The sequence below is a fragment of the Blautia sp. KLE_1732_HM_1032 genome, assembly GCF_025147905.1.
Lineage (GTDB): Bacteria > Bacillota > Clostridia > Lachnospirales > Lachnospiraceae > Blautia_A > Blautia_A fusiformis.
The window spans coordinates 1,572,108-1,594,278 of sequence record NZ_CP102266.1; the positions used below are offsets into that span (position 1 = coordinate 1,572,108).

20 protein-coding genes and 1 other annotated feature are annotated in these 22,171 nt (G+C 45.5%); of the genes, 17 read left to right on the forward strand and 3 right to left on the reverse strand.

Going from position 1 to position 22,171, the window contains the following annotated elements; all coding sequences use genetic code 11:
• Positions 1–93: 93 nt before the first annotated feature.
• Positions 94–963, reverse strand: a complete 870-nt coding sequence (locus tag NQ489_RS07430; RefSeq protein ID WP_044962134.1) for a DegV family protein — start codon at positions 961–963, stop codon at positions 94–96.
• 212 nt (positions 964–1,175) lie between these two features.
• Here NQ489_RS07430 and NQ489_RS07435 point away from each other — a divergent pair, with 212 nt between their 5' ends.
• The 10 genes from NQ489_RS07435 (at position 1,176) to NQ489_RS07480 (ending at position 11,913) form a co-directional block, all read left to right on the forward strand.
• On the forward strand, positions 1,176–1,541 hold the full coding sequence (locus NQ489_RS07435) for an anti-sigma factor family protein (protein ID WP_259852890.1): 366 nt from the start codon (positions 1,176–1,178) through the stop codon (positions 1,539–1,541).
• A gap of 2 nt (positions 1,542–1,543) precedes the next feature.
• Positions 1,544–4,183, forward strand: coding sequence for a DNA polymerase I (gene polA, locus NQ489_RS07440; protein WP_044962135.1), 2,640 nt, complete (start codon positions 1,544–1,546; stop codon positions 4,181–4,183).
• Positions 4,184–4,783: a dephospho-CoA kinase gene (gene coaE, locus NQ489_RS07445; protein WP_015525251.1), complete on the forward strand. Its 600-nt coding sequence runs from the start codon at positions 4,184–4,186 to the stop codon at positions 4,781–4,783.
• Positions 4,770–5,567 (forward strand): MBL fold metallo-hydrolase, encoded by a 798-nt coding sequence (locus NQ489_RS07450; RefSeq protein ID WP_015525250.1) that lies wholly within the window; start codon positions 4,770–4,772, stop codon positions 5,565–5,567. The genes coaE and NQ489_RS07450 overlap by 14 nt, the downstream gene beginning before the upstream one ends.
• 13 nt (positions 5,568–5,580) lie before the next feature.
• On the forward strand, positions 5,581–5,853 hold the full coding sequence (locus tag NQ489_RS07455) for an ACT domain-containing protein (protein ID WP_015525249.1): 273 nt from the start codon (positions 5,581–5,583) through the stop codon (positions 5,851–5,853).
• Positions 5,854–5,923: 70 nt separating this feature from the next.
• A complete protein-coding gene (locus tag NQ489_RS07460) occupies positions 5,924–7,288 on the forward strand; it encodes a PFL family protein (protein WP_015525248.1) in 1,365 nt (454 codons plus the stop codon).
• Positions 7,289–7,346: 58 nt separating this feature from the next.
• Positions 7,347–7,597: a binding site (T-box leader), on the forward strand.
• 132 nt (positions 7,598–7,729) lie between these two features.
• Positions 7,730–8,758: an ABC transporter substrate-binding protein gene (locus tag NQ489_RS07465; protein ID WP_021652537.1), complete on the forward strand. Its 1,029-nt coding sequence runs from the start codon at positions 7,730–7,732 to the stop codon at positions 8,756–8,758.
• Between the two features lie 72 nt (positions 8,759–8,830).
• Positions 8,831–9,742 carry an ABC transporter permease gene (locus tag NQ489_RS07470; protein WP_021652538.1) on the forward strand — a complete coding sequence of 304 codons (912 nt, stop codon included), beginning with the start codon at positions 8,831–8,833 and terminating at the stop codon, positions 9,740–9,742.
• Positions 9,743–9,745: 3 nt separating this feature from the next.
• A complete protein-coding gene (locus NQ489_RS07475; RefSeq protein ID WP_021652539.1) occupies positions 9,746–10,534 on the forward strand; it encodes an ABC transporter ATP-binding protein in 789 nt (262 codons plus the stop codon).
• A gap of 218 nt (positions 10,535–10,752) precedes the next feature.
• Entirely contained in the window at positions 10,753–11,913 is a 1,161-nt protein-coding gene (locus tag NQ489_RS07480) for a pyridoxal phosphate-dependent aminotransferase (protein ID WP_015525246.1), read from the forward strand.
• A gap of 75 nt (positions 11,914–11,988) precedes the next feature.
• Here the strand turns inward: NQ489_RS07480 and NQ489_RS07485 are convergent, their stop codons facing one another.
• Complete coding sequence (locus NQ489_RS07485) at positions 11,989–13,263, reverse strand: tRNA(Met) cytidine acetate ligase (RefSeq protein WP_021652540.1); 1,275 nt, start codon at positions 13,261–13,263, stop codon at positions 11,989–11,991.
• Between the two features lie 428 nt (positions 13,264–13,691).
• Here NQ489_RS07485 and pta point away from each other — a divergent pair, with 428 nt between their 5' ends.
• The 7 genes from pta (at position 13,692) to NQ489_RS07520 (ending at position 21,093) form a co-directional block, all read left to right on the forward strand.
• Entirely contained in the window at positions 13,692–14,699 is a 1,008-nt protein-coding gene (gene pta, locus NQ489_RS07490) for a phosphate acetyltransferase (protein WP_015525244.1), read from the forward strand.
• 27 nt (positions 14,700–14,726) lie between these two features.
• The gene (locus NQ489_RS07495; RefSeq protein ID WP_021652542.1) at positions 14,727–15,917 is read left to right on the forward strand and encodes an acetate/propionate family kinase; all 1,191 of its coding nucleotides are present in this window, start codon (positions 14,727–14,729) and stop codon (positions 15,915–15,917) included.
• A gap of 251 nt (positions 15,918–16,168) precedes the next feature.
• Entirely contained in the window at positions 16,169–16,696 is a 528-nt protein-coding gene (locus NQ489_RS07500) for a YceD family protein (protein WP_021652543.1), read from the forward strand.
• Positions 16,697–16,699: 3 nt separating this feature from the next.
• The gene (gene rpmF, locus NQ489_RS07505) at positions 16,700–16,882 is read left to right on the forward strand and encodes a 50S ribosomal protein L32 (protein WP_015525241.1); all 183 of its coding nucleotides are present in this window, start codon (positions 16,700–16,702) and stop codon (positions 16,880–16,882) included.
• A gap of 96 nt (positions 16,883–16,978) precedes the next feature.
• Positions 16,979–18,346 (forward strand): MATE family efflux transporter, encoded by a 1,368-nt coding sequence (locus tag NQ489_RS07510; RefSeq protein ID WP_021652545.1) that lies wholly within the window; start codon positions 16,979–16,981, stop codon positions 18,344–18,346.
• A 163-nt stretch (positions 18,347–18,509) separates the two neighbouring features.
• On the forward strand, positions 18,510–19,184 hold the full coding sequence (locus NQ489_RS07515; RefSeq protein ID WP_021652547.1) for a hypothetical protein: 675 nt from the start codon (positions 18,510–18,512) through the stop codon (positions 19,182–19,184).
• A gap of 40 nt (positions 19,185–19,224) precedes the next feature.
• Positions 19,225–21,093, forward strand: a complete 1,869-nt coding sequence (locus NQ489_RS07520) for a GHKL domain-containing protein (protein ID WP_044962136.1) — start codon at positions 19,225–19,227, stop codon at positions 21,091–21,093.
• Here the strand turns inward: NQ489_RS07520 and NQ489_RS07525 are convergent.
• Positions 21,032–21,760 carry a LytR/AlgR family response regulator transcription factor gene (locus NQ489_RS07525; protein ID WP_021652549.1) on the reverse strand — a complete coding sequence of 243 codons (729 nt, stop codon included), beginning with the start codon at positions 21,758–21,760 and terminating at the stop codon, positions 21,032–21,034. The two genes, NQ489_RS07520 and NQ489_RS07525, sit on opposite strands and share 62 nt — an antisense overlap.
• Positions 21,761–22,171: the final 411 nt, after the last annotated feature.

The window sequence follows — 22,171 nt, forward strand, 5'->3', positions numbered from 1 at the left end:
CTAAGGACTAGCAGCCCTCATCCAGAGACAGAGCCATACAGAAGTATTCCCTCCGGCTGTGCTCTGGCCATGTGGATTGCTTCTGACTAGTCTTTACCATATTTCCGGGTGTACCTTGGAACAGGTGAGTGCCAGACTTCCGGGGCCGATGTGGCAGGAAACGCTCAGGGAGAGAGGGAAGATGTTGACTTCACCGATATTCGGAAAGGTGGTGAGGACTTCTTTTCGGAATTCTTCGGCTGCTTCCAGGTTGTGGGAGTGGATGACATCCAGGTTGATCTTTTCTCCAAAGCGGTCTGCAATGTCATCTTTGATGGCTTTAGTCATAGTGCTTTTTGCCTGGGTCATGGTGCGGGCCTTGGAGAAGGCGTCCAGCTTTTCGCCCTGGATCTGCAGAACCGGTTTCAGACGGAGCATGGTTCCGAGGGCTGCAGCTGCAGGAGTGATGCGGCCGCCCTGTTTCAGGTACTTCAGAGTAGCTACAGTGATATAGATGCTGGAGTCGAAGCGGGTTTTTTCCAGCCAGGTTCCGATCTCATCGGCAGAGAGACCGTTTTTAGCCTGCTGGATAGCCTCGATGGCAGAGTAACGTAAGGTCCCGGAGATCCTCTGGTTGTTTACGACACGTACACGGCCATCATAGTCTTCTGCAAGCATGCGGGCAGTCTGCATGGAGCTGGAGAGACCGCTGGACATGGGGATATGTACGATCTCGTCGTAGTCTTTGAGCAGCTTGTCCCAGAGGGTAGTGACGGATTCCGGTGTAGGCTGGGATGTGGAAACTCTGCAGCCTGGATTTTGTTCAAGATGCTGAAAGAACTCTGATTGGTTCATGTCAATGTCTTCCAGATATTCCTTATCATCTATAAAAAACGGCATTGGAAGCATGTAGATGCCAAGGTCTTTTACCTGAGTGGGAGACATGCCGCAGTTACTGTCTGTAACGATTGCTATAGATTTCATAATGGTGATCCTCCTTGCCTGGATTTTCATATTTGGTCAGTTTTTCTGTTTTCTGACCGGGACATCTCAAGTATACCACAGGAAACCGCCCTTGTCATTCAACGTTTAATTCGCTATAATGATATAACATTCTGGGAAATATTTCCCCAGTCTGGGGCAAATTGTGAAGCGGGATCTCAGAAGAGGCTTATCATATGGGAGAATCCGCTGCTTTGAAAGAGAGGAAAAATATGAACTGTCGTATTGCAGAGGGAATGGTTAATAAATATATTGATCATACGTTGCCGTTGAATGATCTGGAGGATTTTCTGGAGCATATTGAGAAGTGTTCCTCCTGCTACGATGAGCTTGCCACATATTTCATTGTACATAAGGCCATGCAGCAGCTGGATGAGAAACAGGAAGATACTGTTCTGGATTTTAAGGAGCTTCTGGAAGAGGATATCCGAAAATCCAGAAGGTATATCCGAAAAAAGAAATTTCACAGAGCGATCGCTGCAGTGGCAGTCTGCGTTCTGATCGCGGCACTGGTGGTCTTTCTTGTTTTTGTGATCCTGGAACTGAAGGAGGGAATTTGATTTTGAGTGAAAAAATATTACTGATCGATGGTCACAGCATCCTGAACCGTGCGTTTTATGGTCTGCCGGATCTTACCAATGCAGAAGGACGTCATACAGGAGCGGTATATGGATTTCTGAACATTATGTTCAGGATCATGGAGGAAGAGAAGCCGGAGTATCTTACCGTTGCATTTGATCTGAGTGCACCTACGTTCCGGCATAAGAGATATGAAGCCTATAAAGGCACCCGAAAACCCATGCCGGAGGAGCTTCGGGAACAGGTTCCGCTGATCAAGGAGATGCTTTCTGCCATGGGAATCAACATCATGTCCCTGGAAGGCTATGAAGCAGATGATCTTCTTGGTACGGTCGCCAGAAGAAGTGAAGCAAAGGGGATGGATGTTACCATTCTTTCCGGAGACCGTGATCTTCTTCAGCTTGCCACAGATAAGGTGCTGATCCGGCTTCCGAAGACTGTCCGGGGAAAGACAACCATTGAAAACTACCATACAGCGGAAGTTCTTGAGAAATATCAGGTAACGCCGCCGCAGATCATAGAACTGAAAGCGCTGATGGGCGACAGCTCCGATAATATTCCGGGAATCCCGGGCGTTGGAGAGAAAACCGCGACCAAGATGGTCGTGCAGTTCGGTTCCATTGAGAATGCTCATGAGCATCTGGAAGAGGTAAAGCCTAATAAGGCGAAAGAATCTCTTCGTGAGCATTATGATCTGGCACAGCTTTCCAAAGAGCTTGCAACCATCAACACAGATAGTCCGCTGGAATTTTCCTACGAAAAAGCGAAAGTGGAAAATCCCTATACTCCGGAGGCATATGAATTGTGTAAACGCCTGGAATTTAAGAACATGCTGAACCGTTTTGATCCGGCTACGATAGCAGATTCCTCCATGGAACTGGAATTTTTTACCTGTAATGATCTTTCCGGTGTGGAGGCACTGTTTGAAAAAGCAGCGCAGAAAGATCAGGTGGGTATTTCTGTTCTTGCAGATCCGGATCAGGTGTATACCGTGGGACTGGTCCTGGATGAAAAAGAAATCTATCAGATTCCGGTAGGAGGACTTCTCACAGGGGATTACCTTTGCGGAAAACTGAAAACTCTGGCGGACAGTACGGTGCTCTGTGCTATGGATATTAAATCAGTTCTCAAACATGTTTCCCTTGATGATCCGAAGAAGGTTTTTGATGCGGGGGTTGCTGCATATCTTCTGAACCCGCTGAAATCTTCCTATTCCCATGATGACATCGCCAGAGAATATCTGGATAGTATGATGCTCCCCTCAAAGGAAGACCTTCTTGGAAAGACTTCTCTGAAAAAGGCCTGGGAAGAGGAACAGGAATGCCTTGGAAATTATGCCTGCTATCAGGCGTTTGTGCCCTGCATGGCTCGAAAGGTTCTTCTTGAAAAACTGGATGAAACAGGCATGCGTAAGGTTTATGATGAGATCGAGCTTCCTCTTGTCTTTACCCTGGATTCCATGGAAAAATGGGGGATTTCCGTTAAGGGTGAAGAGCTTAAGAACTATGGTGAAAAACTTAAAGTCCGTATCCAGGAGCTGGAAAAAACCATCTGGCAGGAAGCAGGGGAGGAGTTTAATATCAATTCCCCGAAACAGCTGGGTGTGATCCTTTTTGAAAAGCTGGGACTTCCAGGTGGAAAGAAGACCAAGACCGGCTATTCCACAGCGGCGGATATCTTGGATAAGCTGGCGCCGGATCATGCCATCGTAAAAGATATCCTGGAGTACCGCCAGCTGACCAAGCTGAAATCCACTTATGCAGATGGTCTCGGAAATGTGATCGGAGAAGATGGAAGGATCCACTCTACTTTTAATCAGACGATCACAGCAACCGGTCGTATCAGCAGCACAGATCCGAATCTTCAGAACATACCGGTCCGCATGGAACTGGGCAGGCTGATCCGTAAGGTTTTTGTGCCGGAGGAGGGATTTGTATTTCTGGATGCAGATTATTCCCAGATCGAGCTTCGTGTGCTGGCACATATGTCCGGTGATGAAAAACTGATCCAGGCTTATCGTGAGGCGGAGGATATCCACCGGCTCACCGCATCCCAGGTGTTTCATGTGCCGCTGGATGAAGTGACATCTCTTCAGCGAAGAAATGCTAAGGCGGTAAATTTCGGAATCGTTTATGGGATCAGTTCCTTTGGACTGAGCCAGGATCTGAGTATTACCAGAAAAGAGGCATCTGCCTATATTGAGAAATATTTCGAGACCTATCCGAAGATCAAGGGCTTTCTGGACGGTCTGGTAAAGGATGGCAAGGAACACGGTTATGTGACAACTATGTTCGGCAGACGAAGGCCCGTGCCGGAGCTGAGATCCAGTAATTTCATGCAGCGCTCCTTCGGAGAACGTGTAGCCATGAACTCTCCGATCCAGGGTACTGCAGCAGATATCATCAAAATAGCCATGAATCATGTTTATGAACGAATGAAAAAAGAGGGACTGCGTTCAAGGCTGGTGCTGCAGGTTCACGACGAGCTTCTGATCGAGACCAAGAAAGAAGAGATCGAGGAAGTTTCCCGTATTCTGGAAGAAGAGATGAAGGGAGCTGCAGACCTTGCAGTGGAACTTGACGTAGATATGCACCAGGGTGACAGCTGGTATGAGGCGAAATAAATGAGAGTGATCGGAGTAACCGGCGGAGTAGGGGCCGGAAAAAGTACAGTACTTGGAATCCTGGAAGAAGATTTCCAGGCATATGTGATCCAGGCAGACCAGCTTGGTCACATTCTGATGGAACCGGGGGAAGAATGTTACGATGCGGTGATCGCATTGTTTGGAAAAGAAATCATAAAAAAAGATAAAACTATTGACCGGAGACGGATTTCTGATGTAGTATTCACAGATAAGGATATGCTTTTGAAATTAAACGGGATCATCCATCCGGCTGTAAAGCAGAGAATCCTGGATCTTCTTGGAGAACAGAAGGAAGCCGGAAGAGAGATCTGTGTTGTGGAAGCTGCTCTTTTTCTGGAAGAGAATTATCAGGAATTCTGTGATGAAGTCTGGTATGTGTATACAGAGGAGGAAATCCGGATCCGTCGTCTGATGGAAAGCCGTGGCTATTCCAGAGAGAAATCTCTTGGCATTATCCGAAACCAGGTATCTGACCAGGTTTTCAGAGAACATACGGATTATGTGATCGAGAACAATGGAGATCTGAAGGGTACCCGGAGACAGATCAGAGAAGGGATAGAGAGAAATGAGACTTTGTAGTATTGCCAGCGGAAGCAGCGGCAACTGTATTTATGTGGGATCTGAGGAGGCACATGTTCTGGTAGATGTGGGGATTAGCGGGAAGAGTATCGAAAAAGGTCTGAATTCCCTGGATCTTACCGGGAAAGATGTGGACGGCATCCTGATCACACATGAACATTCCGACCATATCAAGGGACTGGGAGTGATCTCCAGAAAATACGGAATTCCCATCTATACCACAGGTGGAACAGCAGATGCCATGCTTCGTATGAAATCCCTTGGAAAAATGCCGGAGGGACTGATCCACGAGATCCGGGAAGATGAGCCTTTTGGGATCAAGGACCTGACGGTAAATCCTTTTACCATTCCCCATGATGCTGCACAGCCGGTGGGTTACCGCCTGGAATGTGGAGAGCATTCTGTGGGCATTGCCACGGACCTTGGAAAATATAATGATTACATTGTAAAAAATCTGGAGAATCTGGATGCGGTGCTTTTGGAAGCAAATCATGACATCCGCATGCTTCAGGTTGGAAAATACCCTTATTATCTCAAACAGAGGATTTTGGGAGACCGTGGGCATCTCTCCAATGAGAATGCAGGACGTCTGCTCTGTCGGATCCTCCATGATAATTTGAAGGCGGTTTTTCTTGGCCATTTAAGCAGAGAAAACAACTATGAAGAACTTGCCTACGAGACTGTGTGCTCGGAGGTGACACTTGGTGACAACCCGTACCGTTCCAGGGATTTTAAGATCCAGGTAGCGAAGAGGGATCACATATCAGAAATAATCACAGTGTAGAAAGGAAAAAACGATGAAGAAGACAATTATCACAGTAGTAGGAAATGACACAGTAGGAATTATTGCAAAGGTTTGTACATATCTTGCAGAGAATCAGGTTAATATTCTGGATATTTCTCAGACCATCGTTCAGGGTTACTTCAACATGATGATGATCGCAGACACAGCAAAATGTGAAAAGGATGGCGGTGAACTTGCAAAAGAGCTTGAGAATCTGGGCAAGGAGATCGGTGTTGTGATCCACTGCCAGCATGAAGATATTTTTAACATGATGCATCGAGTATGATCAAGCAGCGAATGCGGATTGCCAATGCATATGATATCTACTTTACATCAATCATCAGGGAGAAAATAAAATGATCAATATTTTTGAGGTAAACGAGACAAATAAAATGATCGAGCAGGAGAATCTGGATGTACGTACCATCACCATGGGAATCAGCCTTCTGGACTGTATCGATCCTGACCTGGATGCACTGAATCAGAAAATATACGAAAAGATCACCACAAAGGCCAGAAATCTGGTAGCTACCGGTGATGAGATCGCAACCGAGTACGGTATCCCGGTTGTAAATAAACGAATTTCCGTAACACCCATTGCTCTGGTTGGCGGGGCTGCATGTAAGAAACCGGAGGATTTTGTGACCATCGCAAGAACGCTGGATAAATGTGCCAAGGAAGTTGGCGTTAACTTTATCGGCGGATATTCTGCACTGGTAAGCAAAGGAATGACTCCGGCAGAGGAGCTTCTTATCCGCTCCATTCCTCAGGCAATGGCAGAAACAGAGCGCGTCTGCAGTTCTGTAAACGTTGGTTCCACCAAGACCGGTATCAACATGGATGCCGTAAAGCTGATGGGCGAGATCATCCTCGCAACAGCAGAGGCTACTAAGGACCAGGATTCTCTTGGATGTGCCAAGCTGGTAGTATTCTGTAACGCACCGGATGATAACCCGTTTATGGCAGGCGCGTTCCACGGTGTCACAGAGGCGGACTGCATCATCAACGTAGGTGTCAGTGGCCCCGGAGTTGTAAAGAAAGCTCTGGAGCAGGTTCGTGGCGAGGACTTCGGAACTCTCTGCGAGATGATCAAACGTACCGCATTCAAGGTTACACGAGTTGGACAGCTGGTTGCACGTGAGGCATCCAAGCGTCTTGACGTGCCGTTTGGTATTGTGGATCTTTCTCTTGCACCGACACCGGCTATCGGTGATTCCGTAGCTGAGATCCTGGAAGAGATCGGCCTTGAGAGAGCCGGTGCACCTGGAACAACTGCAGCGCTTGCACTTCTCAACGACCAGGTGAAGAAAGGCGGCGTTATGGCAGCAGCTGCTGTGGGCGGATTAAGTGGTGCCTTTATTCCTGTCAGCGAGGATCAGGGAATGATCGATGCGGTAAACGAGGGAGCGCTTACTCTGGAGAAGCTGGAAGCCATGACCTGTGTATGCTCTGTTGGTCTGGACATGATCGCAGTTCCGGGAGATACCAAGGCGACTACACTGGCAGGTATCATCGCAGATGAGTCTGCCATCGGTATGGTAAATCAGAAGACAACTGCAGTACGTCTCATCCCGGTTATCGGTAAGGGTGTGGGCGAAACGGTTGAGTTCGGAGGTCTTCTTGGCTATGCTCCGATCATGCCAGTAAATTCCTTCTCCTGTGATGCATTTGTACAGAGAGGTGGAAGGATCCCGGCACCGATCCACAGCTTTAAGAATTAATTTTATTTTTGGACTTGACAGACTCACGTTGATGTGCTAAAGTAAACACAACTTAAAAAACAAACCAGTGAGAAAGAGAAGTAAACATTTCAGGAAGCTTCACAGAGAGCGGTGATGGTGGAAATCCGCAGGGGACCAGATGTTGAATGGACTTTCGAGGGCGGCCCGAACTATTTATCTGTACAGTAGGCGCCGACGGGAACCGAACCCGTTACCAATGAGGAGTGTATGTTAGTACACCGGAAAGTGGACGATTCGTCAATTTGAGTGGTACCGCGATAATAAAGAACTTTTATTACCGTCTCAAGCATGATATAAGCTTGGGACGGTTTTTGTGTTACAGGAAAAGCGATTCTGTCGCATGAAAGTTGTTCCGGAAAAGCAGACCGCAAGGTGTACAAAAGGTAATCATAAGCGGAAATAAGAAGGGAGAACAAAACCATGAAAAAAAGAATGTTAGTGATCGCAGCAGCAGTAGCAGCAACAACTATGATGATGACAAGCCCGGTTATGGCGGAGGATTTTAAAGTAGGCATCTGCAATTATGTAGATGATGCTTCCCTGAACCAGATCGTAGACAACATCCAGTCCCGTCTGGAGGAGCTTGGCAAAGAAAAGGGTGTCACATTTGATGTGTCTTATGATAACTGTAATGCAGATGCCAGTGTTATGGAACAGATCATTTCAGATTTTCAGGCGGATAAGGTTGACCTGATGGTTGGTGTGGCTACACCGGTGGCAATGCGTATGCAGTCCGCTACAGAGGGAAGCGATACACCGGTTGTTTTCTCCGCAGTATCTGATCCGGTTGGCTCCGGTCTTGTAGATTCTCTGGATGCTCCTGGTGCAAATATCACAGGAACCAGCGATTACCTGGATACTTCTTCTATCATGAAGCTGATCCAGGCACAGAATCCGGATGTAAAGAAGATCGGTCTTCTCTATGATGTTGGACAGGATTCCTCCACAACAGCGATCCAGGAAGCAAAAGATTATCTGGATAAAGAGGGAATCGAATATGTAGAGCGTACCGGAACCACTACCGATGAAGTCCAGCTCGCAGCAGATGCACTGATCGCTGACGGTGTGGATGCCGTATTTACACCTACGGACAACACCATCATGACAGCAGAGCTTTCTATTTATGAAAAATTCATCGACGCAGGAATCCCGCACTACACAGGTGCCGACTCCTTTGCATTAAATGGTGCCTTTGTAGGATATGGTGTTGATTATGCAAATCTGGGACAGAAAACAGCCGATATGATCGCTGACATCCTGATAGATAATGCGGATCCGTCTAAGACAGCTGTTGAAACCTTTGACAATGGTACTGCAACAGTTAATACAGAAACCTGCAAGGCACTTGGACTTGATTTCGATACCGTAAAGAAGGCATTTGAGCCTCTCTGCACACAGGTAAATGAGATCACAACTGCAGAAAGCTTTGATGAAGTAGAATCAAAATAAATTAACCGCTCACTTTTGTGAGCAGTTATGAAATAAATCCAATTGGAGGAAATCACTGTGACGATTGCAACTATGCTCTCCCTCGGGGAGACTGCCCTGAAGCTTGGACTGATCTGTTCTCTGACAGTTCTTGCTTTGTTCCTTAGTTATTCCATGCTGAATGTCTGCGACCTTTCTACAGATGGCTGCTTTACCTTCGGGGCCGCTGTAGGAGCCGTAGTTGCTGTAAGCGGACATCCGTTTCTGTCCATTGCGGCAGCCATGGCAGCAGGTGTTACATCAGGATTTGTAACGGCTATCCTGCAGACGAAGCTGGGAGTAGACAGCCTGCTTGCAGGTATTATTGTAAATACTGCGTTATATTCCGTAAATATCGCGGTCATGGGAGGGTCATCCCTGATCAATATGAATCGGACGACCACAGTATTTACCATGATGAAGGATGCGCTTGCAGGTACACTGTTAAAAGGCAGGGAAGATATCCTCATTGCAGCTATCGCAGTGATCCTCGTGATCGTATTTCTGGTATTCTTTCTGAAAACAAGACTTGGTCTTGCGATCCGGGCAACCGGAAATAATTCTGATATGGTAAAATCTTCCTCCATCAATCCGGTCTTTACAACGGTCATCGGCCTTTGCGTGGCAAATGCATTTACCGCACTTTCCGGATGTCTTCTGTCTCAGTCACAGAAATCCGTAGATATCAACATCGGTCAGGGTATGGTCACCATCGCACTGGCATCCTTGCTGATCGGAGGTACCCTTCTCGGACATGGAGGAATTTTTGTGAGAGCGGTGGGAATGGTGCTTGGTTCCTTTATCTTCCGCCTTGTGTATACCATCGCACTTCGGTTCAATATGCCGGCATTTATGCTGAAGCTGGTATCCTCTGTGATCGTTGTTCTTGCAATTTCCGGTCCGTATCTTAAGAAACAGTGGCCGCAGATCCGAAGAAGAATGACTCATACAAAAGGGGGAAGATGATCTATGTTAAAAATCAGCCATATTTCAAAAACATTTAATCCGGGAACCGTAAACGAAAAAAAGGCGATCACAGATCTTTCCCTGGAACTGAAAAAAGGCGACTTTGCTACGATCATCGGTTCCAATGGTGCAGGAAAATCAACACTTTTTAATGCGATCTGCGGTGATTTTCTTACAGATGCCGGTTTGATCGAGCTGGATGGCAGGGATATCACATTTATGCCGCAGCATGCACGCGCAAAAGAGATCGGACGTCTTTATCAGGATCCGATGCGTGGTACTGCACCGGGAATGACGATCGAAGAGAATCTTGCACTTGCAGCCGGCAAGGGTGGGTGGCTTTCCCGCACGACCCGGCAGGAAAAAGAGCGTTTTCGTGAGGAATTAAAGAAGCTGGACATTGGGCTGGAAGAGCGGATGAGCCATCCGGTAGGTCTTCTTTCCGGTGGACAGAGACAGGCGCTGACGCTTTTGATGGCAACCATGAATCCGCCGAAATTACTTCTTCTGGACGAGCATACTGCAGCCCTTGATCCGGGAACTGCTGAGAAAGTCCTTAATCTCACTAGACGGATCGTGGAAGAAAATCAGCTGACCTGTCTGATGATCACACACAATATGCAGTCAGCAATTGATCTTGGTAACCGTATCCTGATGATGGACTCCGGCAATATCGTGCTGGATATCGGAGGGGAAGAGAAGAAGGATATGACCGTGGATGGCCTTCTTGAGAAATTTAAAACGGGAGTGGGCAAGGCTTTGGATAATGACCGTATTCTTTTGTCTGAATAAACGGAATAAATAATGAAGAACCGTTACCGATCATGTGTAAAGTGGAAAATGAATAGCTGCTTTACACAGGTGATGGTTCTTTTTTTATGAAAATTCTTGAGTATGTCACGTTACCGTGATAAAATAAATGAAATCACTTTGTGATTTCATTTATGAGCAAGTAGCGAAGCGGATTGCGAATATCCGTTTGATTTTATTATGGAAGAGGGACGAATGATATGCAGTTTTCAAAAAGACTGGACCGATTTGGAGATGAAATTTTTGCTGCTCTGAACAACCGGCGTATGGAGCTGGAAGCACAGGGCATGAAGATCTATAACATGAGTGTGGGAACTCCGGATTTCAAGACTCCGGAATATATCAAGAAAGCTGTAGCGGAAGCAGCTATGGATGACAACAACTGGAAATACAGTCTCCGTGATCTGCCGGAGCTTCTGGATGCAGTCTGTATTTATTATAAGAAACGTTTTGATGTGGAACTGACACCGGACATGGTAATGACTGTTTATGGAAGCCAGGAAGGAATGGGGCATCTTGGCATGGCGCTTTGTGATGAGGGAGATACAGTACTTCTTCCGGATCCGTGCTATCCTGTATTTGCAGCAGGAAGTCTGATGGCAGGAGCAGTTCCTTACTATTATCCGCTGGTTGCAGAACATGATTTTCTTCCCTATGTAAAGGGAATTCCGGAAGAAATAGCGAATAAGGCTAAATATATGGTAGTATCCCTGCCGTCCAACCCGGTAGGAAGCATTGCCACTCCGGGACTTTACGAAGAAATCGTGGAATTTGCGAAAAAATATGATATTCTGATCATTCATGATAATGCGTACAGCGATATTATTTTTGACGGGGCATTTGGAGGAAGTTTTTTGGCCACTCCGGGAGCGAAAGATATTGGAGTGGAATTTTTCAGTCTTTCTAAATCCTTCAATGTTACAGGCGCAAGACTTAGCTTTCTGGTAGGCCGGCCGGATGTGATCGCAGCGCTCCGCAAATTGAGAAGCCAGATCGACTTCGGCATGTTCCTGCCGCTTCAGAAAGCAGCTATTGCAGCACTTCAGGGACCGCTGGACAGCGTAAAAGAACAGTGTCAGAAGTACCAGGAGAGAAGAGATGCTCTCTGCCAGGGACTTCGTGATATCGGATGGGAACTTCCAAATGGAAAAGGCACCATGTTTGTCTGGGCGAAGATCCCAGGTGGCCGCACCGACAGCATGGCATTCTGTATGGAACTGATGGAAAAGGCCGGCGTCATCGTGACTCCGGGAGCAAGCTTTGGTCCCCACGGAGAGGGCTACGTACGTTTCGCCCTGGTACTTCCGCCGGAGAAGATCCGGGAAGCAGTGGAAGCGATCCGAAAAAGCGGATTAAACTGAATAACTGAAAGTTGTTCAAAATCCGATCTCAAGCCATGAAAAGATTACTCATCAGCGTTCAAGCCGCTGTGGATCTTAAATGATCCGTAGCGGCTTTTTCATCTCGTGGATGAAAGGCTGACCTGTTTTGTGGCAGAGAAGCATTTCGTAAAGATTGGAAGCCGCACAGGTTTCATTAAAAAGTCGAAGCGCAGTTTCATCGAGGATCGCAGATGCATCGGCGGCTTTGGTGATCAGCGGGATCGAGGAGTTTTTCTTGATCTGGCTGAGAAGCGGAGCACTGTTTTTTTGAAAGCCAAGTACCCGGGCATAGGGAATGTGTCCGGGTGCTTTTGTTTTTTGGTCAAGAAAGATCCGCACAAGGCTGCGGCAGATAGCAGAACGGGTAATATCCCGTGTTTTCAAAAGATCCGCAAACTGGGAAAAACCTTCATATTGATTTCGGGATTTCAGGATACGCCGGATCAGTGCATCCGAAAGCTCCGGATACATTTTTAAAGTTTCTTCGGATTCCAGAAGCAGTTTGTAATGCAGAGGAAGATCCAGTGCTGAGTCAGAAAGCCATGCTCCTTTTTTGAGAGAATCCAGGAATCCGGGAAGGGAAGCAGAAGGGATCAACCGGGAAAGATCAGCAGACTGCACAGTTCCTTCGGATTTTTTCATAAGGCTCCGGATGCCGGAAGCAGAGGGAAATTCTTCGTCGGAAAGAAGAGAAAAATCCGTATCATGATAACCACATCCCTTTCTTAAAAGTGCATGAGGAAGGATACGGCTGTTAAGACGGAGAAGCGCTTTGCAGTATTCGATTCCCAGGATGTTATTGGGAGAAGAAAGAATGAGTTCAATATGTTCTGATGAAACGCCGAATGTGTTATGCACGGAAGTGGCTTTTTCTCGCATGTAACGGATCAAAGCACTGCTTCTTGCAGCAGGAAAACTCATTCCGGTACGAAGATTCTGCTGAAGGAGTTTGCGGTATTCAAACGGTTCCTTTATAAGAATCTGTGCAATATTCATAAGAGTCTCTGTATCTCCGCATTCACTTCCGAAACATAGCTCATCTACAACACCAAGCCCGTCAAGAAGGCTTACGCCACCTGCGGCAAATCCTTCCGCACTGGCCGTTGCTGTCTGTACCGGCATTTCCAGGATCAGATCGGCGCTTCCGAGAAGAGCCATCTCAGCCCGGAGATGTTTTTCCATAAGGGCAGGAGCCCCTCTTTGGACAAAATCCCCGCTCATGGCGATCACAATATAATCGGCACCAAGGATCTCCCGGGCATAGCGGATCTGGTATTCGTGACCTTTGTGAAATGGGTTATATTCTGCAATGATTCCAACAACTTTCATATAAAAAAGTACCTGCCGTTTCTGAAAATTCAAATCTTGAAATAAGTTCTTATATTATAATAATGGTGCTATTTTAACATAAGCAATGTAAAAAGTTAAGCGGCATTCGAAATCTGTTTTGCTGCCATAAACCCGAATGCTGCTGTCCGCTCTGGGCCCAGCAACACCCTTTGTGAGATACAGAAATCACGCAAATTTATAATTATGCGCCGAAATCCTCGGGCCATCTGTGATCTTTATCCACAAAAAACACATCGCAGAACATTGTCGGTAAACAGTAACAATTGCACTTCAAAAAATACGCAGTATAGCCATTTTCTGACAATGAAACGCTTGAAAAGAAAAGGGTAAGGGGGTATAATAAACATAGTGTAGTGCCCGAACAGACACTAGCGTTTTTGTTACATCAAGAAAGGAGCCATTTAATCATGGGATTTGTTGAACTGCTTAAAAAAAGAGCAAAAGAAAGCGTAAAAACAATTGTACTGCCAGAGACAGAGGATATGAGAACTCTTGAGGCAACTGACAAGATTCTGAAAGAGGGAGTTGCAAAGATCATCCTCATCGGTAATGAGGAAGAGATCAACAAGAAAGCTGCAGAGGGCGGCTTTGATATTTCCGGTGCACAGATCGTAGATCCGGAGAAATCTGACAGAACTCAGGCATATATTGATAAATTTGTAGAGCTGAGAGCAAAGAAGGGAATGACACCTGAGAAAGCGAAAGAGATCCTTCATACTCAGTACCCATACTATGGCGTAATGATGGTTAAGATGGGGGATGCAGACGGTATGGTATCCGGTGCATGCCATTCTACAGCAGATACACTTCGTCCATGCCTTCAGATCCTGAAGACAAAACCGGGAACCAAGCTTGTATCCGCATTCTTCCTGATCGTTGTTCCGGATTGCGAGTATGGTGCAAACGGTGCATTCGTATTTGCTGATTCCGGCCTGAACCAGAACCCGACTCCGGATGAGCTTTCTGCGATCGCAGCATCTTCTGCTGAGTCCTTTAAGCTTCTTGTTCAGGAGGAGCCGATCGTAGCTATGCTTTCCCACTCCACTAAGGGAAGTGCAAAGCATCCTGACGTAGATAAAGTCGTAGAGGCTACAAGAATTGCCAAAGAGGAGCATCCGGAGCTTAAACTTGACGGAGAGTTCCAGCTTGATGCAGCTATCGTTCCAAGCGTAGGCGCATCCAAAGCACCGGGAAGCGAAGTAGCAGGTAAAGCTAATGTACTGGTATTCCCTGACCTTGATGCAGGTAACATCGGATACAAGCTTGCTCAGCGTCTTGGTAAAGCAGAAGCATACGGACCTGTTACACAGGGTATCGCAAAACCTGTAAACGACCTGTCTCGCGGATGCTCTGCAGATGATATCGTAGGTGTTGTAGCAATCACAGCAGTACAGTGCCAGGCAGAGGATAAATAATTATTAAAAGATCAGGAGAGTTAAATCATGAACGTATTAGTTATCAACTGTGGAAGTTCTTCATTAAAATATCAGTTAATCGATTCTGAGACAGAGAATGTACTTGCAAAGGGTCTCTGCGAGAGAATCGGTATTGACGGAAGACTGGTATATCAGAAAGCCGGATGTGACAAAGAGATCACAGAGGCAGCTATGCCAACACATAAAGAAGCAATCCAGATGGTACTGGATGCTCTTACAAACGATAAAACAGGTGCAATCGGAAGCCTTAAAGAGGTTAATGCGATTGGACATCGTGTCGTACACGGAGGCGAGAAATTTGCTTCTTCTGCAGTGATCACAGACGAGATGATCAAAGCAGTAGAAGAGTGCAATGACCTTGCACCGCTTCACAACCCGGCTAACCTCATTGGTATCCGTGTATGTGCAGAGCTTATGCCAGGCGTACCACAGGTAGGCGTATTTGATACCGCTTTCCATCAGACAATGCCTGCTAAAGCATATCTCTATGGACTTCCGCTTGACTTCTACAAGAAATATAAAGTAAGAAGATATGGTTTCCACGGAACATCCCACAGCTTCGTATCCAAGAGAGCTGTTGATTTCCTTGGCCTTGACAAAGATAACTCCAAAGTTATCGTCTGCCACCTTGGAAACGGATCTTCCATCAGCGCAGTTGTAAATGGCAAATGTGTAGATACAACAATGGGTCTTACACCACTTGAAGGTGTTGTTATGGGAACTCGTTCCGGTAACATCGATCCGGCTATCATGGAGTTCATTGCTAAGAAAGAGAACCTGGACATTGAGGGCGTTATGAATGTACTCAACAAGAAATCTGGTCTTCTCGGACTTTCCGGCGGACTTTCCAGCGACTTCCGTGACCTCAACGAGGCAGCTGAAGGCGGAAACGAGGATGCAGCTAATGCCATCGACGTTCTCTGCTATAGCATCGCTAAATTCGTAGGCGGATATGTTGCAGCAATGAATGGTGTTGACGCGATCGTCTTCACAGCAGGTATCGGTGAGAATGCGATCCCGGTACGTGAGAAGGTTGTCAGCTATCTCGGATACCTTGGCGTAACACTTGACAAAGATGCTAACGGACATCGTGGCGAGGAAATCGTGATCTCCACACCGGACTCCAAGGTTAAGGTTGCAGTTATCCCGACAAACGAGGAGCTTGCAATCTGCCGTGAGACTGTAGCACTGGTATAATCAGCTGTTTCAGTACCGGTACAGAACCGTTCGGGCATGATCGGTAATCAGGCAGAATTATATATTACTGTGGATCAGCAGTATACATTCGGGGGGCGGACAATTAAAGGTCCACCCCCGTAATTTACCCCGAATTTCTGATTAAGCCAACAGTAACAAAAAATTAAAAAAATGTAATATTTTCCCGAAAATAACGTTGACAAATCACAAGACCATATGTATAATGGATTGAGTGTGGATAGGAGAGACTTATGCAGATTCATTTATTAGACATTTCTTCCTGTGATGGCAAGACGATCCAGGAATCAGTTATTCCTGAACTGGAGAAGATTGATTTTCAGATGGGAAGTTTTCCGGTACTTGCGAAGGAACCGGTAGAGCTTACGATCACCAATACCGGTGATAAGGTTCTTGAGCTTACAGGAACCGGTAAGATTACAGTGGGCATTCCCTGTGACCGCTGTCTTGAGACAGTAGCCGTCGAGATACCGCTGGAATTTAAGAAGAAGCTTGATATGAAGCTTTCTGATGAAGAGCGTGTCAATGATCTGGATGAAAGCAGCTATCTCACAGGTATGAACCTGGATGTGGACCGGTTGGTCTATCTTGAGGTATTGATATGCTGGCCTTTAAAGGTCTTATGTAAAGAAGACTGTAAAGGTATCTGCAGCCGCTGCGGGAAGAACCTAAACGAAGGTCCCTGCGGATGCAAGGAGGAGCCTAAGGATCCCCGCATGGCAGCTATCAGTGATATATTCAGTAAATTTAAGGAGGTGTAACCTATGTCCATTTGTCCTAAGAACAAATCTTCCAAAGCTAGACGTGACAAGAGAAGAGCGAACTGGAAAATGAGCGCTATGAACCTTGTTAAATGTAGCAAATGTGGAGCACTTATGATGCCACACAGAGTTTGCAAAGCTTGCGGAAGCTACAATAAGAAGGAAATCATCAAAGTTGAGGACTAATTTTAATTAGACAGTCAATATATGATGCGAAAAGAGTCTGGTATGCTGAGATAAGTATACCGGCTTTTTTTATACTCTGGGGGGAAATAAAAAAATATGAAACAGAACAAAAATCAGAAAAATACCGCCGTGAACCAGATCACAGAGGGTGTGATCTGGAAGCAGCTTCTGATATTCTTTTTTCCGATCTTGTTTGGAACTCTGTTCCAGCAGATCTACAATACTGCCGATACAGTTGTAGTAGGCCGCTTTGTGGGAAAAGAAGCATTGGCAGCAGTAGGAGGCTCATCCAGTATGATCGTGAATCTCATCGTAGGTTTTTTTGTAGGTTTATGTTCCGGTGCGTCTGTAGTGATTTCTCAGTTTTACGGAGCGAAAGACCACAAAAACCTTAAAAAAGCACTTCACACATCCATGATCTTCTGCCTGGCTGCCAGTATTATTGTGGGAACAGCAGGTTTTATCCTGGCTGAGCCGATCCTTCACCTGATGAAAACACCGGCAGAAGTAATACCGGATTCTGTGTTGTACCTGCATATCTATTTTGCGGGAACATTTTTTAATCTGGTCTATAATATGGTATCCAGTATCTTAAGAGCAGTGGGGGATTCCAAAAGACCGCTCTATGTGCTGATCATTACCTGTTTGTTGAATATTTTGCTGGATGTTGTATTTGTAGTGATCTTCCATATGGGAGTCCTCGGTGTTGCACTTGCAACAGTCAGCTGCCAGGCAGTCAGTGCCATCCTTGTAACCTGGTTCCTGATGCGCGCAGAGGATATTTATCGTCTGGAATTTCATGAGATTCGTTTTGATCTCCGGTCTTTGGGGGCAGTTCTCAGGATTGGACTTCCGGCAGGACTGGAATCGGTGATGTATAATATTGCCAATCTCACCATTCAGATTTTTGTCAATGAACTGGGGACTGACACAGTTGCAGCCTGGGGAACTATGGGAAAGATTGATGCGGTGTTCTGGATGGTATGCAATGCTTTTGCCATCTCAATTACCACCTTTGTGGGACAGAATTATGGTGCCGGAAAATACCACCGCATGCGAAAAAGTGTCCGCGTCTGTATGGTGATGGCATACATTTCGGCGTTTATTGTAAGCGGAGCACTTATTCTGTTCGCAAATCCGATCTACCATTTGTTTACAACAGATCAGGTGGTTGTAGACATTGGGGTGCATATGATCCGTTTCCTGATTCCGTCCTATGCTATTTATGTTGTGATCGGAATTCTTTCCGGAGCGTTGCGTGGTGCCGGAAGAGTACTGGTTCCTATGATTTTGACCTGTGGAGGAGTCTGTCTTTTACGTATCATCTGGTTGTTTGCTTTTGTAAGATCTCATCCGGGGATCGACAGTATCATGCTCAGTTATCCGGTGTCCTGGATAATTACTGCGGTACTGTTTGTCATCTATTATTTTCGGCGATTTCCAGGTATGCAGAAAAAGAAATAACGATATATGAAAAGGTGCTGATTCTGTGCAATAGCAGTGATCAGCACCTTTGTTTTGTTCGAAAGATGTCGATTTATTACGTATAGATTTGATTGCCTGAAAGCTGAAAAAGAGGTATTCTGGATGCAGATAGATGAAACATATGTAATGGGGATGACCAGATATGTATAATCTGCAAAAAACAATACGATATGGTTTTTGGTTGATACTTGAAGTTATTGCGCTGTGTGTCGGTATGATTTATAGCACGAGGACTGTACGGGCTGAACCTGAAGTACAGCAGCCGGCCAGAAAAGTAACAGAAGTTGTTACTGAAAAATGGACTGTGATCAGTGGAAAACGTCTGGATCTTATCCTGAAATATATGGGAGATATAAATTTTGAAAAAGAAGGAATCAGTCTTCGTATCCCTGCTTCTGTGGCACAAAGCTGGAAGGTAGCAGAGAATGGTACAATACAGGCACTGGTACAAAAGGTTTCCAATCATTCATATGAAATAAAGATCTATAAAGGCACTCAGAAGATCACGGATATTCCGGGGAGCCGGATCATGATACCGGTAAAAGAGATGTTTCCCAACGGAGATCCGGAAACTATGGAAATTACGGATTCCCGAGGAAGAAAACTAAAGACATTCCTGGATAAAAAGCAGGATCTTCTGATCGTTGACACGGACGAGACAGGAATCTTCTGCGTAAGAGGTCGGAAAATAGATGATATAGAAGAGAATCCTTTTGCAGTGGCAGTCCTGACGACAGCAACAATGATAACAGTGCTGATCGTAGGAATCCGAAGTAGATCCGGAAAGCGAGGTGACAGTCATAAAGGAGAAAAGTAGGCAATGGACCCTGATCTTTGGACTTACTGTGGTGTTATCTATGACTGCTTTTTTTATGATGTATCTCATAAATAATGAATATACAGCGAAAGGCGAGCAGCCCATTCAGGGAATCCTTTGTCTGGATGATAAAGATGCGGCGGCAAAGCTACATTATCTTGCCAGGGAATGGCAATATTTTCCGGGAAAGCTGCTTACACCTGAGATGCTGAAAAAGGATCCAGGATATTACAGTTGTTATATTTCGATCGGAGAACGTAATGAAATGGAACTGGGGAATAAAGAGGCTTCTACGTATGGATGTGGGACATACCGGATGTTTCTGATCCTGCCCGAAGAGGAAAAAATCTGGGCGATATCTATGGCGGAGGTTTTTTCCGCATACCGAATCTATATCAATGGAGAACTGGCCGGGGAAGTGGGGGATCCTGACGAAAAAACCTATATGGACCGGGTCATGAACCGTGTTTTTACGTTTCAGGGATCCGGGGTTGTAGAAATTGTCATAGCAGTAGCAGACAAAAGCCATATCAGATCCGGAATCCAGGCTATTCCGGTTTTGGGATCTCCGGTCCGTGTAAGCATACAGAGAGGACTGCGGGTACTCGGAAGCGGCTGTGCCATTGCGTTCTGTATCTGTATCATGTTTGGGACTCTTATGGTACATGTCAGAACCAGGACAAAAGAATTTGCTATTTTTAATCTGGTCTGTCTCTGTGTGGCAGGATATTCGTTATGCTCCCTGGTACATAATTTTTTTCTTCTTCCCACGAGGCCCTGGTATGCCCTGGAAACTATGATCTATTATCTGATCCTTTCCTGCATGATCCGGCTTGAGGATTGTATTATAGGAAAAAAAAGGGGCATATATCTGTTTCTTTTGATCGATCTCTGGATCGTAGTAGCTTTCTTTCTGGAGATTTTTGCGGATATACTTCCTTCAGCCAGGCTTCTTTATGATGTTGTCTGGATCAGTGAGGCAGTCAAATGGGTGGCAGCGATCTATATGCTGCTCAATACTTTTGGAGAAACAGATTGCAGATATGGAAAGATCGTTTTGGTGGGAACAACGATTTATGCCTGTTCCCTTGTGGCAGATCGGATAGGGTATCTTTATGAGCCGATTTTGGGAGGAGGTTTCCCGGAGACAGGTGGGCTGATACTGACAGCTGCGTTTGGCTGTGTTCTGTGGAGAGACCTGTCAGAAGCATATAAGATCCGTCTGACTTATGAGGTATATAGTCATCAGACTGAACTTCGTCTCCTTGCCCAGAAAAATCATTACGACCGATTAAAAGAACAGATGGAAGAAACCAGCCGTGTCCGTCATGATATGCGTCAGCACCTTCGTGTTCTGTCTGCATTACTGGAACGTGAGCAGTATGGAGAAATGCAGAAATACCTTTGCCGGTATACCCGTGAATTCCAGGAACGTTTGACCTATCATTCTTACTGTAAAAATCAGGTTGCCGATGCGATCTTACATTATTATGAAGAACTATGCAGAAAAAACGGGATCGTTTTTCAGTGTCAGGTAGAGGCACCGGAAAAAACAGGGATCCAGGATACAGATTTTTGTCGTCTCTTTGGAAATCTTCTGGAAAATGCCATAGAAGCGGCACAGCTTTGTCCGAAAGGCAGTTCCAGATTTGTCCGTGTACAGATACGTACCAGAAATAATAAACTTCTTATAAAAGAAGAGAACAGCTGCACAGATCCCTTACGCAGAAATAAAACAGGATTTTTTTCAGGTAAGCATTCCGGACAGGGGATCGGAACTGCGTCGATCATGGAAATTGCGGCACGTTATGGAGGGTTTGCAGATTTTCAGTCTGAAAATGGCATTTTCAAAGCTGAGATATTTCTTCATCTGACGCAAAGAGATACTGAAGATAGGCTTTACGGATAGCAGAAGAGCCACGTTTCCGGATCTGGACGACCTCTCCGTTGTCCAGAAGAAAGCCTTCTTCAGAAGCTTCCTGTATACGATCCATATTAACGACACAGCCACGATAACAGGAGAGAAAATTAGGACAGTTGCGGATCTGCTCCTCAAATTTGTGAAAGGTAAGATAAGAACGGACCGGACCGGCGTCGGTATGAAGGCACACTGCATTTCGGAATGTATCTGCATATAAAATACTGCGCAGAGGGATCCGGATGGGAATCCGGTCAGAAACGACTTCAATGTAACGGGATGCCAGTAAATGCCTGGATTGAAAGGAATCCAGAATGGAACAGAGTTTTTCTGGCTGAAATGGTTTCAGAAGATAATAGGAGGCTCCTACATCATAGCTTTCCACAGCAAAATCACTGCTGGTAGTGACAAAAACAAGGATGCAGTTATCGGACTGTCTTCGGATCCTGCGCGCAGCTTCCATACCTGTCATTCCGTCCATATAAATATCCAGGAACAGGATCTGAAATTTTCCGGGCTGATAATCTTCGAAAAATTCTTCTGCGCTGAAAAAATGACAGATTTCTGCCCGGATCTGTTTTTTCTCAAAATAGGAAACAGTGATATTCTTCAGGGCTTCTGCATCCGTTGAGATGTCATCAATAATTGCAATATTCAAAATAATATAACCTCCGGTTTATAAAAGAGTAGTAAAAATAGTATATCATAACTTTTGTGTATATCCAATATCGGATTTTTGCCTGAAATGACGTATTGTGTAGAAAATTATCAGGAATGAACGTGCTTTTAGCAGATATTTAACATAAAAAATGTCATATTTCATGGAAACTGTCATTTTGTCACAGGTCTGTTGTCATTTCCTAATATTTTTTTTACAATAGCGTCAAAAGATACGAAAGGCGGTGGATATACGAAAAATAAGGGCAGCAGCTGGCGACACCAGAAACTGTTGACCAAGATCCAGATAAAAAACAATCCCCCAAGAGGGCTGTACTTCCAGATTTGAGGTACAGCCCTTTCCCCTGTCATAACAGTGATTCTTGACGGAATCGTGGAAATTCGCTATCAT